The 13297-nt window shown below is 36.0% G+C and carries 12 protein-coding genes; 8 read left to right on the forward strand and 4 right to left on the reverse strand.

What is annotated here, in order from left to right; genetic code table 11:
• Window positions 1–7 precede the first annotated feature (7 nt).
• Entirely contained in the window at window positions 8–1666 is a 1659-nt protein-coding gene (locus tag C1T31_RS03860) for a T9SS type A sorting domain-containing protein (RefSeq protein ID WP_103051121.1), read from the reverse strand.
• 120 nt (window positions 1667–1786) lie between these two features.
• Window positions 1787–3412 carry an L-glutamate gamma-semialdehyde dehydrogenase gene (gene pruA, locus C1T31_RS03865; protein WP_103051122.1) on the reverse strand — a complete coding sequence of 542 codons (1626 nt, stop codon included), beginning with the start codon at window positions 3410–3412 and terminating at the stop codon, window positions 1787–1789.
• Between the two features lie 147 nt (window positions 3413–3559).
• Here pruA and C1T31_RS03870 point away from each other — a divergent pair, with 147 nt between their 5' ends.
• Window positions 3560–4282 carry an NRDE family protein gene (locus C1T31_RS03870; RefSeq protein ID WP_103051123.1) on the forward strand — a complete coding sequence of 241 codons (723 nt, stop codon included), beginning with the start codon at window positions 3560–3562 and terminating at the stop codon, window positions 4280–4282.
• Entirely contained in the window at window positions 4279–5271 is a 993-nt protein-coding gene (locus tag C1T31_RS03875; protein WP_103051124.1) for a DUF6695 family protein, read from the forward strand. Before C1T31_RS03870 ends, C1T31_RS03875 begins: the two co-directional genes overlap by 4 nt.
• On the opposite strand, the gene apaG is transcribed toward C1T31_RS03875, so the two are convergent.
• Together apaG and C1T31_RS03885 are read right to left on the reverse strand one after the other, a co-directional pair.
• The gene (gene apaG, locus C1T31_RS03880; RefSeq protein WP_103051125.1) at window positions 5268–5654 is read right to left on the reverse strand and encodes a Co2+/Mg2+ efflux protein ApaG; all 387 of its coding nucleotides are present in this window, start codon (window positions 5652–5654) and stop codon (window positions 5268–5270) included. The genes C1T31_RS03875 and apaG overlap by 4 nt on opposite strands.
• A gap of 96 nt (window positions 5655–5750) precedes the next feature.
• Window positions 5751–7007 (reverse strand): type IX secretion system plug protein, encoded by a 1257-nt coding sequence (locus tag C1T31_RS03885; protein WP_103051126.1) that lies wholly within the window; start codon window positions 7005–7007, stop codon window positions 5751–5753.
• A 194-nt stretch (window positions 7008–7201) separates the two neighbouring features.
• On the opposite strand from C1T31_RS03885, the gene C1T31_RS03890 reads away from it, so the two are divergent.
• Genes C1T31_RS03890 through nqrF form a run of 6 tightly spaced genes read left to right on the forward strand, consistent with a single transcriptional unit; the run spans window position 7202 to window position 13250 of the window.
• A complete protein-coding gene (locus C1T31_RS03890) occupies window positions 7202–8557 on the forward strand; it encodes a Na(+)-translocating NADH-quinone reductase subunit A (protein ID WP_103051127.1) in 1356 nt (451 codons plus the stop codon).
• Window positions 8558–8562: 5 nt separating this feature from the next.
• Window positions 8563–9762: an NADH:ubiquinone reductase (Na(+)-transporting) subunit B gene (locus C1T31_RS03895; RefSeq protein ID WP_103051128.1), complete on the forward strand. Its 1200-nt coding sequence runs from the start codon at window positions 8563–8565 to the stop codon at window positions 9760–9762.
• Window positions 9763–9765: 3 nt separating this feature from the next.
• On the forward strand, window positions 9766–10518 hold the full coding sequence (locus C1T31_RS03900) for a Na(+)-translocating NADH-quinone reductase subunit C (protein WP_103051129.1): 753 nt from the start codon (window positions 9766–9768) through the stop codon (window positions 10516–10518).
• Between the two features lie 3 nt (window positions 10519–10521).
• A complete protein-coding gene (locus C1T31_RS03905) occupies window positions 10522–11166 on the forward strand; it encodes an NADH:ubiquinone reductase (Na(+)-transporting) subunit D (RefSeq protein WP_103051130.1) in 645 nt (214 codons plus the stop codon).
• A gap of 52 nt (window positions 11167–11218) precedes the next feature.
• Window positions 11219–11938, forward strand: a complete 720-nt coding sequence (nqrE, locus tag C1T31_RS03910; RefSeq protein ID WP_103051131.1) for an NADH:ubiquinone reductase (Na(+)-transporting) subunit E — start codon at window positions 11219–11221, stop codon at window positions 11936–11938.
• 1 nt (window position 11939) lies between these two features.
• On the forward strand, window positions 11940–13250 hold the full coding sequence (gene nqrF / locus C1T31_RS03915; RefSeq protein ID WP_103051132.1) for an NADH:ubiquinone reductase (Na(+)-transporting) subunit F: 1311 nt from the start codon (window positions 11940–11942) through the stop codon (window positions 13248–13250).
• Window positions 13251–13297 lie beyond the last annotated feature (47 nt).

Below are 13297 nucleotides of genomic sequence, written 5' to 3' on the forward strand. Positions count from 1 at the left end.
AAATATCTTAATTGTTTACAATAATTCTTGTTTTAAGCGAATAGTTTTCTTGTGTTTGGACGTGTAAAACATACAATCCTGATGCCAGATTAACATTGATATTACTACGATTGGACAAATCCATTCTGTTGTTGAAAACGAGTTTGCCAGTCATGTCGGTTATCGATAATGAAGAATTGGGATAGTTTTTATCGCTTAATAGAATCAACTCATTTGAAATAGGGTTTTGTAGTATTTTGATACTGTTTATTGCTATTAAATTCTCATTATTACCTAATGTCTCTCCTCTAATCTCCTCAAGCGCAAAAGCAACATTGCCTTCGGTTAAAGTAACGTGAGGCTCATTGATTGTGGGTATGAATGTGTTGGCAAATGGCGAATCATTCGCGTTTGGAATAGAATACCAATCTGTATTAGTATCAATTGCCAAACCACTTAATGTAGGTATGAAGTCGAAATATTGCGAGTTCAGATTATTGACAAATTCTGTAATTAATGGGTTGGTGCCGTCATCAAAGGCGTATAAATCAAATTGTCCTCCAGGTGCACTATCAAGTCCATCAGAATCACTGGTTGATTCAGATGTTGCCATGTATTCAAAACCAGTAACCCAAGTGATGATAACGAATGCCTGCCCAATAAAATTTGTAACTTCAATATTTTGACCTGCTTCTGGCGTAAAGTGAACATCCATGATGGCTCTGGTGTTAAAACCGCTAACCACTCCTGTATTAAACGTATGATTAATTAATTCCATGCCAGGGATTCCTGTTAATTCTCCTGTACCACTACCATTGGTTATAGAAACATTTCGAACATTTTGAGGAAAACCTAACCCATCTAATTCCATTTGAAAGCTATCTCTAAAATTAGGTGCACCCTTGGGAGTAGGGGTGGAACCATCTTGATTAACACCTCCTGAATCTACATGACCTAAATAATGATCAATAAGCATTTGCTTGGCAGCAGGACTATTCAAAAGCCCAGAAACTAATGGTTCGGCATCCGAAATACCAGGATCTCCATTGACCATATAATTAAATAAATATTGAAGACCTATGGGGACATTGGCCCCTAAATGAGGGGAATCAAACGAAATATATAAACGCGTATCGTGATCGATACTCTGGCTTTCCATATAGGCCAAAGCATAGCGAGAAATCAGTCCGCCCATGCTTGGTCCAATAACCACATTGGCTTCTGCGCCCATAACTTTATTGGCATTGATAGTATTGATTAATTCAACTAAAATAAATGCATTTCTTTGAATAAAATCAGCACCTCCTTTAATCACTGTCGTGCCATCAGTAGGACTAAAATATTCTTCTGGGAAATTTAATACCACTAAATCATATCCTTCATCTCTTACTATATCACCTAAATTTTCTCCAGAACCACCATAGTTTAAAAGACTGTACATAGAGTCAATATCTCTAGTATCGTTTGGATCAAAACCGTCAACAAAGAAAATGGGTTTATCAAGTACGCCATCTATGTTGTCATAGAAAATTTTATATTCTCCGGAACCCAATAGGGGTTCAGATTCTCCAAACCCTTGGTACGGAATAGTAGCATCGATTGAAGAAAGCGCGCTAACCTCGCCTGGTGTTTGAGCAAATAATGTTGAGGATATAGTTAAAAGAAACAGGAAAGTAATTTTTTTCATGGCATCACAATTGATTATTTAAAAAAGCACATTAATATACAAAAAAGAATTGTGATTTTTAACTAATAAAAAACCCTCAAGATATTTCTTGAGGGTTTTAAGTATTTGATTATTCAAGAGTTATCCTAAAAATGGATATCTGTAATCAGTTGGTGTCACAAAGGTTTCTTTTATCATTCTAGGCGATACCCAACGTAGTAAGTTTTGTGCACTTCCAGCTTTATCGTTTGTTCCAGATGCTCTAGCACCACCAAACGGTTGTTGACCCACAACGGCTCCTGTAGGTTTGTCATTGATATAGAAGTTGCCGGCACTGTTTTGCAATGCTTTTGTGGCTTCGTCAATGGCATAACGTTCCGTAGCTAAAATAGCACCAGTTAATGCATATTCGCTGGTTTCATCAACCAATTTTAGTGTTTCAGAATATTTATCAGCATCATAAACATAAATAGTAATCACAGGACCAAATAACTCTGTGCACATGGTTGTGTATTTTGGATTAGTAGTTATTATTACTGTTGGCTCAATAAAATACCCTTTTGATTTATCGTAATTCCCGCCAGCAATGATTTCAGCATCTGCATCAGCCTTGGCTGTGTCAATATACTTCGCCAATTTATCAAATGATCCTTCATGGATAACAGCAGTAATGAAATTGCTCATGTCTTCAGGTGAGCCCATTTTGAATGAATTGATGTCTTCAATAACGTAATTTTTAACATCTTCCCAAATGTTATTTGGAATGTAAGCACGAGATGCGGCACTACATTTTTGACCTTGAAATTCAAAGGCGCCTCGAGATATGGCTGTTGCTACTTGTTTCGCATTAGCCGATTTGTGAGCAACTATAAAATCTTTACCTCCTGTTTCACCAACAATTCGTGGATACGTTTTATAGTTGTGAATGTTATTACCTATTTTTTTCCATAACTCTTTAAATATGAACGTTGAACCTGTAAAGTGCAATCCAGAGAAATCGGGACTGGCCATAACGGTATCGGTAATCATAACAGGGTCACCAAAAACAACATTGATAACACCATCTGGTACTCCAGCTTCCTTAAATACATCCATAATGACTTTAGCTGAATATATCTGGCTATCACTTGGCTTCCAAACAACCACATTGCCCATAAGCGCCATACAAGATGGTAAGTTTCCTGCAATGGCTGTAAAATTGAAAGGTGTGACGGCATAAGTAAAGCCTTCTAGCGGGCGATATTCAATTCTGTTCCAAGCGTCACTCGTGCTTTCAGGTTGTTCAGCATAGATATCCGTCATAAACTGAACATTAAAACGTAAAAAATCTATTAATTCGCAAGCCGAATCGATTTCAGCTTGGTGAATAGTCTTAGATTGGGCAATCATGGTAGCGGCATTAATCTTGGCTCTATATGGTCCAGCAATTAATTCGGCAGCTTTCAAGAAAATACCTGCACGTTGCTCCCATGGCAATTGAGACCAGGTTTTTCTGGCTTCAAGAGCTGTAGCTATGGCTTCTTCTACATGATTTTTTTCTGCTATATGATAAGTTCCAACAACATGTTTATGATCATGAGGTGGTGACATGGTTCTTGTTTTTCCAGTTGTAACATCCTGTCCATTGATGTACATTGGTACATCTATCTTGCTATTAAACATCTCTTTATATGCTTTCAATACGGCATCTCTTTCAGGTGAGCCTGGAGCATATGTCTTTACAGGTTCGTTTACTGCAATTGGTACATTAAAGAATCCTTTTCCCATGGGTATTTTGATTTTTAAGTTATATAAAATTCGAGGTGCAAAGGTACGATTTTTTTAGCTATTTTTTAGGTAGAAAGCCTCTTAAAAGCACGTTAAAAGTTTGGTTTTTTTTGTAAGTTGCTGGCATTATAGTTGACTATAGGGTTTATGTGTACAGTAACATTGGTTCCATTACAAAATGATGATTTTGTGCTTATTTCTAACAGAGATGAAGCGCCTTCAAGAGTATCAATAGCTCCAGAGTTTTATACTTATAAAAACAAACAACTTCTGTTTCCGAAGGATATACAATCTAATGGAACATGGATTGGTTTAAGTGAGCAAAATCGACTGATTTGTTTACTTAATGGCGGATTTGAAATTCATGAGAGAAAAGCAGAATACAGACAAAGTAGAGGAATTGTTGTCAAGGATTTGTTGTTTTGTGATGCTATTCAAGATGCTATTGAGGACTATGAATTAATGGACATAGAGCCATTTACTATGGTCATTGTAGACTGGAATGATGTTTTGGATTTTTACGAATTGGTGTGGGATGGTAACCAAAAGCATTTTAAGTCATTGGAAAAGCTACCACATATTTGGTCTTCATCCACATTGTATAATGAAGGTATGCGTCAAGAACGCCGAAATTGGTTTCAAGAATTTCAGCAATTCAACATTTTAAATCCAGAATCATTATTTGATTTCCATCAAACTGCTGGAAAAGGAAATATAGATTACGGAGTAATCATGGACCGTAAATTTGTTAAAACGACGAGTATAACTCGCGTGCATAAAGATCAGGAACAAGTGTTTATGGATTATAAAGATTTAAAAACCAATCAACATACCACAAAGTCCCTGAACACATTTTCTCGCAAGAAATGAATAACACAGGAATAATTTTGACATTAGCCTATCCGGAAACTATAGTCATGCATGCTGACGAGTGGTATTCACCTTATTTAAAGTATGTAGGTATTGGAAATAAGACGCATGTTCGCGCTGGTCATGCAGCTTTGGTTTTAATAAACAAGGAAACAGGAGAACTGGAGTATCACGATTTTGGAAGATATATCACTCCAGAACCCAATGGCCGCGTTCGCGGAAAGGACACGGATAATGAATTAGATTTTCCAATTATTGCAAAAATATCCAACCATAAGATTGCTAACTTAAAAGAGATATTGGAGTTTTTGGCAACAAATCCCAAGTTAACACATGGTGATGGTACATTGTATGCTAGTGCGTGTCAAAATGTGAATTATGATTTAGCTAGAGCGCATATCACCAATATGCAGAATAAACATTTTATACAATATGCAGCATTTGTTAAAGATGCTTGCAATTGTGCACGATTTGTGACAGATTCACTAATCGCTTCGGTTACAAATGAGTCAATAAAACGAAAATTAATCAGATCAAAATGGTTTACACCTAGTACTGTTGGAAATGTTGTTTTAGCCGATACTGAAAACTATGTATATCAGGTTGATGATTCTGGAAACATTCAAAAATTTAATTCAACAGTTGGAAAATTAAACCGGCAGTTATTCCTTGACAAACTAAAAGATCATATTCCCAATGAAATTGGTACGAGACTTCCAAAATCGGTTGGTTTTTTGGAGGCGCATGCGCAATGGTTATCGGGTATTGCTGCTGGCGCTTGGTTTGAGCTTCATAAAAATGAGTTGGGACATGAATATGTTTTTAGACGTATTTCACCCTATGGTAATATTGATGTAGAAGCTGTTTTTGAAGTTGAAGACCAATCTTTCAATTATCATGACCCTTACCAATTTGTTCATTACTCAAACTGTCAATTTTTTCATATTGAGCAACTAGGTAAAGTATATCGATTTAATAAAAAGAATTAATTGAGAGCAAAAGGGGCGCTTAATTTGAAACTAGGTATGGCTACCTTAAATTTTTGAGTAGTAGCTAGATTAACCATGCTATAAAATCCATACATGGCGCCAAAAGGAGAAGTTAACAAGCTACCAGAAGTGTAGGTGTGTGATTCACCTGGTTTCAAAACAGGCTTTTTGCCAATAACACCTTCCCCGGAAACCAATTCTTTGTTGTTTAAAGCATCAAGGATAATCCATTCTCTGGCATAGAGTTGCACGGAGTCTTTGCTTTGATTTTCAATGGTTACTTTGTAGCCATAGGCAAACTGTATTTTATAATTTTTATAAAATGTGCCTTCAAAATTCGTTTCAACCGAAATTTTAATGCCTTTAGTTATTTGCTGAACCATGCTATTATGAGAGTTCAAAGGGTTTAGAGAGTAGCTAATGTAAGAAAAATTGAGCTATAATAAAAAAAATGGGCAATTAGTCGATTAAATACCTTTTTAATTAGATATATCAACCGAATTGCCTTGTCCAACCCCGATAATACGGTCATAGCGACCGCCCAAATCACGATAATAAACAACGACTTTATAATCATTTTCAGTCTGCCAAAAGTTGCCACCAATAGCACCTTCATCCAACTTGCCAGTAGCGTTGTTTACAACCACATATTTATAATTGTAAAAACCTTGTTTTAATAATATGGGGACCTCGTAAATACTATGCTTGTCATTGTATGTCATTTTAGTGCTTTCATCAATGGCGTAATTATTAAAATTACCATACACGTGAACGGATTGGTTATTTGGCAATTTGTTCATGAGCAAAGAAAAATGTATCCAAGCATAGTCAGCTTCTATGTATGGTTTTTCGACATCGATAGCGGTTATCAAAAAGTTGCCGTTTATATCAGGGTTGTAGGTATAGGGTCTGTTTCTTCTAGCCACATTTGTAAACAAATAATTATTATATAAGTCGCCTAATTCAATAAATTGAATGTTTGAATTGGCACCACGTATATCTTTATTTTCGAAGAAAAAGTATTCGTTTCCAGCAAAGAAACTGGTTTCCGTGTTGTACTTAGAAATGAGTTCATTACCAATACTGTATTGGGGTTTTACATTGTAAATGGCGGTATTTAAATTGTTATTTTGGATAATCACCGTATTCACGGTTTGGGTTGGATTACTCAATAACATACTGTTAGAATTGATTACAATGTCTACACTTTGCTTCTCTTCAATGAACTTGACATCACGTGAACGTTTGATGGCAACACCAACGCCTACACCGCTTTCATTAACCATAAATTTTCTAGAAAAAACAAGTTCGTCTAGATCGTTAAACACCTTAACCATATAATTCCCTGATACTTTGAGCCCTCTGGTACGTTCATTGGGTAAGCGTAACATATAATGCGAGTATATTTGATATGTGTTGAACGAATTCTCATAAAAGCGAATTCGTTGATTATCGTAACCGCTTAAAAATTCCGTTCGCATCAGTTGTGATGGTGTCCAATCATAATTAAAATGTTCTATTTTATAATAAAAATCATCCTCATTGCCATTGAGGACATCAAACTCCAATAACAGGTTTTCTCCCAACCTTAAAATGGGTAGTTGACTTTCATTAGTTTGACCTTGAAATGTTATGGTTTTAATGTAGTCTGGAGGGTTTAATTCCTGTTCTACTTGAGAATGGGTAATTTGGAAACTAAAAATAAAACCTAAAAGGGATAGCAAACGATATGACATGTAGTGTTATTTTGAAAGATAAAGATAATCAAAATTTATGCCTAAATCATTTATCTTATTTAGAACAAATATAAATAACAAATCAAATGAATCTCTAGTATATTTTCGTAGAGAAATTCGTAAATTTGCACGGATTTTTCGAGTTGATTGAAAATCACATTTATATTTTACTATTAACAAATAGATTTATAAGTATGTCAAACGACATTAAGATTAAAAAAGGTCTAGACATCAAACTTAAAGGTGCAGCTGAAAAAGCGACTGAAAATGCGATAATTAGCAATACTTGCACCATTAGACCTGAAGACTTTCACGGAGTTACTCCAAAATTAATTGCCAAAGTTGGTGCCAAATTAAAAGCAGGTGAAACCATATTCTATAACAAGGATGTTGAAGATATGAAGTTTGTCTCTCCTGTTTCGGGTGAAGTTGTTGAAGTAAACCGTGGTGAAAGAAGACGCATCATGTCTATCAAAATTCAAGCTGATAAAGACCAGCAATATCAGGACAAAGGTAAATTTGGTTTGGATTCTGCTGATGGAAATGCTGTTAAGGAGCATTTATTAGCTTCAGGTTGCTGGCCGTTTATTAAACAACGCCCATATGATGTTATAGCGAACCCAAGTAAATCGCCAAAGGCTATTTTTATATCAGGTTATGCTAGTGCACCATTGGCTGCAGATTTAGATTACGTACTTCAAGGAAAAGAAACCGAATTACAAGCAGCTATTACAGCTCTAGGTAAAATGACCGAAGGTCAAATTCATGTTTCTGTGGGTAAAAATGCTAATTCGCCTTTAGCAGGTTTGAATGGTATTACCTTGCACACAGTATCTGGACCACATCCTTCGGGAAATGTAGGTACCCTAATTAATAGAGTAGACCCAATTAATAAGGGTGAAGTTGTTTGGACTGTGAACGCTCAAGATTTAGTAATTATTGGTGAACTTTTATTAACTGGTAAATTCAATGCAGAACGTATTGTGGCTTTGGTGGGTTCTTCTGTAAAAAAACCTCGTTATTTTAAAACTAAAATAGGTAGTGAAGTCGCTACTATGGTTTATGACAACGGTGTAGATAAAGACAGTAATGACCGTATTATTTCAGGTAATGTATTGACGGGTAAACAAGTGAAGCCAGATGGTGCCTTGGACTACTATAACAATACCATTACGGTTATTCCTGAAGGCGATGATTATGAATTTTTTGGATGGAATAAACCTGTTTTCAATAAAATATCCACTTCAAGAGCGTTGACCTTCTCATGGTTGACACCAAATAAAAAATATGAATTGGATACCAATACTAATGGAGAACACAGAGCATTTGTACTAACAGGAAATTATGAAGAAGTATTTCCTCTAGACATTTACCCATTACAAATTTTAAAAGCTTGTATGTATAATGATTTAGATGAAATGGAAGCTTTAGGAATGTATGAAGTTGCTCCTGAAGATTTTGCGCTAACAGAATTTATATGTGTGTCAAAACAACCACATCAAGATATCATTAGAAAAGGTTTGGACGTAATGATTAAAGAAATAGGATAGTAGCTATGGGTTTAAAAAGTACATTACATAATTTAAAAGAGAAATATAAAGGTACCAAAATGGCTCCTGCATTTAATGCCATTCATACCTTTTTATATTTGCCTAATGAGACCACACATAACGGTACTCATATTAAGGCAGCAGATGACTTAAAGCGTACAATGAATACGGTTATCATGGCTATGGTGCCGTGTTTAATTTTTGGTATGTTCAATGCTGGATATCAACATTATGCGGCTTTTGGAACTCCAGTAGAATTTTTATCATGGGATGCCTTCTACATTGGTTTAATTAAGGTTTTACCATTGGTAATTGTATCGTATGGTGTTGGTTTGGCTATAGAGTTTTTATTTGCCGTTATCAAAAAGCATGAGGTTGAAGAAGGATATTTGGTCACTGGTATGTTAGTACCATTAATTGTGCCAGTTGATACACCATTATGGATGTTGGCTGTTGCTGTGGCATTTGGTGTTGTCATTGGAAAAGAAGTGTTTGGTGGTACAGGAATGAATATTCTGAATCCAGCTTTAACTATTCGTGCATTCTTATTCTTTGCCTATCCAACTTGGATGTCAGGTGATAAAGTTTGGGTGCATGGTGCGGTAGAGCGTGCCAATAAAATAGCAGAAGGTGCCAATTTGGATGCTATTTCTGGTGAAACCATATTAGGTGGTTTGGCTCAAGGAAAAGATTTAGGCTATTCCGTAGCTGATATGTTTTTCGGATTTATTCCAGGTTCAGTTGGTGAAACATCAACCATACTTATCCTATTAGGAGGTCTATTCCTAATTTTTACCAAAATAGGAAGTTGGAGAATCATGTTGTCATCAGTAATGGGAGCTTTAGCTATGGGGTTAATTTTCAATGGTGTTGTTGATGCTGGTTGGATTACCGAAAGTAGCAAGTTTTATGGTTTGATGAGTACTGTTTGGTGGCACCATTTAATTATTGGTGGTTTTGCCTTTGGTACGGTGTTCATGGCTACTGATCCTGTAACGGCCTCTCAAACAAATAAAGGAAAATGGATCTATGGGTTTTTAATAGGCTTTATTTCTATATTAATTAGAGTATTTAACCCAGCTTATCCAGAGGGTGTGATGTTGGCAATTCTATTAATGAATGTATTCGCACCAACCATTGACCACTATGTCGTTCAAGGGAATGTTAAAAAACGTATGAAGCGTTTAAAAGTTAAAACCGCGTAAGTTATGAGTAACAAAACAGATAGTAACGTATATACTATATTATTTGCCATAGGTATGGTAGTGGTAGTTGGGACTTTGCTAGCATTTACAGCAGCGTCGTTAAAACCCAATATTGCTGAAAATGTCAGGTTGGAGAAACAACAGAACATTCTTTACGCCATGGGTGTGAATGAAAACGATGAAAGCTCGGCTGTTTTTGTTGATAAAGCGCAAGCACCAGAGTTATTTAAACAATACATCACAAAACAATTGGTGATTCAAGGTGATGATATTTCTGAAGATGACGAAGCTTACTTAATAGATATTAAAAAGCAAAAAGCTATCGGTAAAGATGATCCATCAAAAAGAAAATTACCGCTTTTTGTAGGTGAAAAGGATGGTAAAACCTATTACGTCGCACCAATCTATGGAAAGGGATTATGGGATGCCATTTGGGGTTATGTTTCTATGGATGAGAATATGGTGGTTCAAGGTGCCTACTTTGACCACAAGGGTGAAACACCTGGTTTAGGAGCAAATATCAAGGAGCGTTTCTTTATGGATGATTTCATAGGCGAACATTTATTAGGTGACAATGGAACCTTTAAAGGTATTGACGTTGCCAAAGGCAATGCCGATCCTAAAAACGAGAACAAAACCGATAATGAGGTGGATGCCATAGCAGGAGCCACAATTACAGGAAATGGCGTAACTGCTATGATTAAAAGTGACTTAAAGCTTTACAAACCTTATTTCGATAACTTAAAAAACAATTAATTTATGGGCTTACTTTCTAAAAAAGACGCAAAGTTAATAACAGACCCATTAGCAGATAATAATCCAATTACCATTCAAGTATTGGGTATTTGTTCTGCATTGGCAATTACAGCAGAGCTTAAAGCCTCTATTGTAATGGCAATTTCAGTATTGTTTGTATTGGGAGTTGGTAACGTCGTAATTTCATTAATGCGAAATATTATTCCTTCAAAAATTAGAATTATCGTGCAGCTTACGGTTGTAGCAGCATTAGTAATTATAGTGGATCAGGTACTTAAGGCATTTGCTTATGAGTTGAGTAAAACACTTTCGGTTTTCGTTGGACTTATTATTACCAACTGTATTATTATGGGACGTTTTGAAGCCTTTGCTTTAGGAAACGGACCTTGGAAATCATTCCTTGATGGTATTGGTAATGCCCTAGGTTATGGTGTTATTTTAATTATAGTTGGATTCTTCAGAGAACTTTTAGGTTCAGGAACACTATTAGGGTTTAAAGTTTTAGGAGACCCAATTGAAAAAACAGGATTGTATGCCATAGGATATGAAAACAATGGTTTTATGCTATTGTCACCAATGGCATTAATTGTTGTTGGAATCATTATTTGGGTACAACGTAGTAGAAATAAAGAACTAATAGAAGACTAAACAGATATAGATTTTTCTGAACTGGTTTCAGAGTATCAACAAAATATAGAATATGGAACATATAGAATTATTTTTCAAATCAATATTTATAGACAACATGGTATTTGCTACATTCTTGGGAATGTGTTCTTACCTTGCTGTTTCTAAAAAAGTAAGTACAGCTGTTGGTCTAGGTGCAGCAGTTATTTTTGTTTTAGCTGTTACAGTTCCTGTAAACTGGTTATTGGATCAGTATATCTTGCAACCAGGAGCCTTAAAATGGTTAGGCGCAGAATATGCTGATTACGACTTGAGCTTCCTGTCTTTTATCATGTTCATTGCAACTATTGCAACTATGGTGCAATTGGTTGAAATAGTGGTTGAAAAATTTTCCCCATCATTATATAATTCACTGGGTATTTTCTTGCCACTTATAGCAGTAAACTGTGCCATACTTGGTGGTTCTTTGTTTATGCAATCACGTGAAATTGAAACCATTGGTTTGGCCTTTAATTATGGATTTTCTTCAGGTATTGGTTGGTTCTTGGCTATTTTGGCAATTGCCGCCATTCGTGAAAAAATCCGTTATTCTAACGTGCCAGCACCTTTAAGAGGATTAGGAATTACCTTTATCATTACGGGCTTAATGGCTATTGGCTTTATGAGCTTTGGTGGGATGTTAACTGGAGGAGATGACGAAGGGAAAGAAGAAACACAGACTGCTAAAGTTGAGCAGGTAAATGAGAATGAAGACAACAAATTAGCTGAAAACACGACTACAATAAACGAGTAACATGATATTAGCAGTAGGTACATTAGGAACAATTTTGGCAACAGTAGCCGCCTTTTTATTGGTAACTATACTTTTGGTGGCGTTGTTATTATTTGTAAAACAAAAATTATCACCATCTGGTCCTGTAAAGATCAAGATTAATGGTGAAAAGGAAATAGAGGTAGCCTCTGGCGGAACATTATTGTCAACCCTAGGTAACCAAAAGATTTTCTTGCCTTCAGCTTGTGGAGGTGGTGGGACCTGTATACAATGTGAGTGTCACGTTTTAGAAGGTGGTGGTGAAGCACTTCCAACAGAAACACCTCATTTTACACGTAAAGAATTACAACATGGTGCACGCTTGGCATGTCAAGTTAAGGTCAAGCAGGACATGGAAATTACTATTCCTGAAGAAGTTTTCGGTATTAAAAAGTGGGAGGCAGAAGTTGTTAGAAATTATAACGTGGCCTCTTTCATTAAAGAGTTTGTAGTTCGTATTCCAGAAGATATGAATTACAAAGCTGGTGGATATATTCAAATTGAAATTCCACCATGTACTGTAAAATATGAAGATATTGATATCACTGCACACCCAGAAGAGCATGAAACACCAGATAAGTTTCAGGCTGAATGGGATAAATTTAATTTGTGGCCTTTGGTCATGAAAAATGACGAAACGGTTGAGCGTGCTTATTCTATGGCCTCTTACCCAGCAGAAGGGCGTGATATTATGTTGAACGTGCGTATTGCTACGCCACCATGGGATCGTAATAAAAACGGTTGGATGGATGTCAATCCTGGAATAGCATCTTCTTACATATTTAACCAAAAGCCGGGTGATAAAGTAGTTATTTCTGGTCCTTATGGCGAGTTCTTTATTAATGAGTCTGAAGCTGAAATGCTTTATGTAGGTGGTGGAGCAGGTATGGCGCCAATGCGTTCGCATTTATACCATTTGTTCAAAACCCTAAAGACAGGTCGTAAGGTAACCTATTGGTATGGTGGACGTTCTAAGCGTGAACTTTTCTATATTGAACACTTTAGAGCATTAGAGCGTGATTTTCCGAACTTTAAATTCTACTTGGCGTTATCTGAACCTTTGGAAGAAGATAACTGGAAAGTGAAAAAAGATATTAATGATGAATCAGGTGATGGTTTTGTTGGATTTATCCATAATTGTGTGATCGATAATTATTTGAATCACCATGAAACCCCAGAAGATATTGAATTATATTTCTGTGGACCGCCATTAATGAATCAAGCTGTTCAAAAAATGGGTGAGGATTTCGGAATCCCAGATGAGCATATTAGATTTGATGATTTTGGAGGATAGATTTTATAATCTTATATAAGAATAAAACCCAACGCGAAAGTGTTGGG

The organism is Hanstruepera neustonica (assembly GCF_002895005.1).
Taxonomy (GTDB): Bacteria; Bacteroidota; Bacteroidia; order Flavobacteriales; family Flavobacteriaceae; genus Hanstruepera; species Hanstruepera neustonica.

Coding starts and splice junctions, on each gene's coding strand:
- C1T31_RS03860 (WP_103051121.1), bottom strand. CDS start 1,666: ATGAAAAAAATTACTTTCCTGTTTCTTTTAACTATATCCTCAACATTA.
- pruA (WP_103051122.1), bottom strand. CDS start 3,412: ATGGGAAAAGGATTCTTTAATGTACCAATTGCAGTAAACGAACCTGTA.
- C1T31_RS03870 (WP_103051123.1), top strand. CDS start 3,560: ATGTGTACAGTAACATTGGTTCCATTACAAAATGATGATTTTGTGCTT.
- C1T31_RS03875 (WP_103051124.1), top strand. CDS start 4,279: ATGAATAACACAGGAATAATTTTGACATTAGCCTATCCGGAAACTATA.
- apaG (WP_103051125.1), bottom strand. CDS start 5,654: ATGGTTCAGCAAATAACTAAAGGCATTAAAATTTCGGTTGAAACGAAT.
- C1T31_RS03885 (WP_103051126.1), bottom strand. CDS start 7,007: ATGTCATATCGTTTGCTATCCCTTTTAGGTTTTATTTTTAGTTTCCAA.
- C1T31_RS03890 (WP_103051127.1), top strand. CDS start 7,202: ATGTCAAACGACATTAAGATTAAAAAAGGTCTAGACATCAAACTTAAA.
- C1T31_RS03895 (WP_103051128.1), top strand. CDS start 8,563: ATGGGTTTAAAAAGTACATTACATAATTTAAAAGAGAAATATAAAGGT.
- C1T31_RS03900 (WP_103051129.1), top strand. CDS start 9,766: ATGAGTAACAAAACAGATAGTAACGTATATACTATATTATTTGCCATA.
- C1T31_RS03905 (WP_103051130.1), top strand. CDS start 10,522: ATGGGCTTACTTTCTAAAAAAGACGCAAAGTTAATAACAGACCCATTA.
- nqrE (WP_103051131.1), top strand. CDS start 11,219: ATGGAACATATAGAATTATTTTTCAAATCAATATTTATAGACAACATG.
- nqrF (WP_103051132.1), top strand. CDS start 11,940: ATGATATTAGCAGTAGGTACATTAGGAACAATTTTGGCAACAGTAGCC.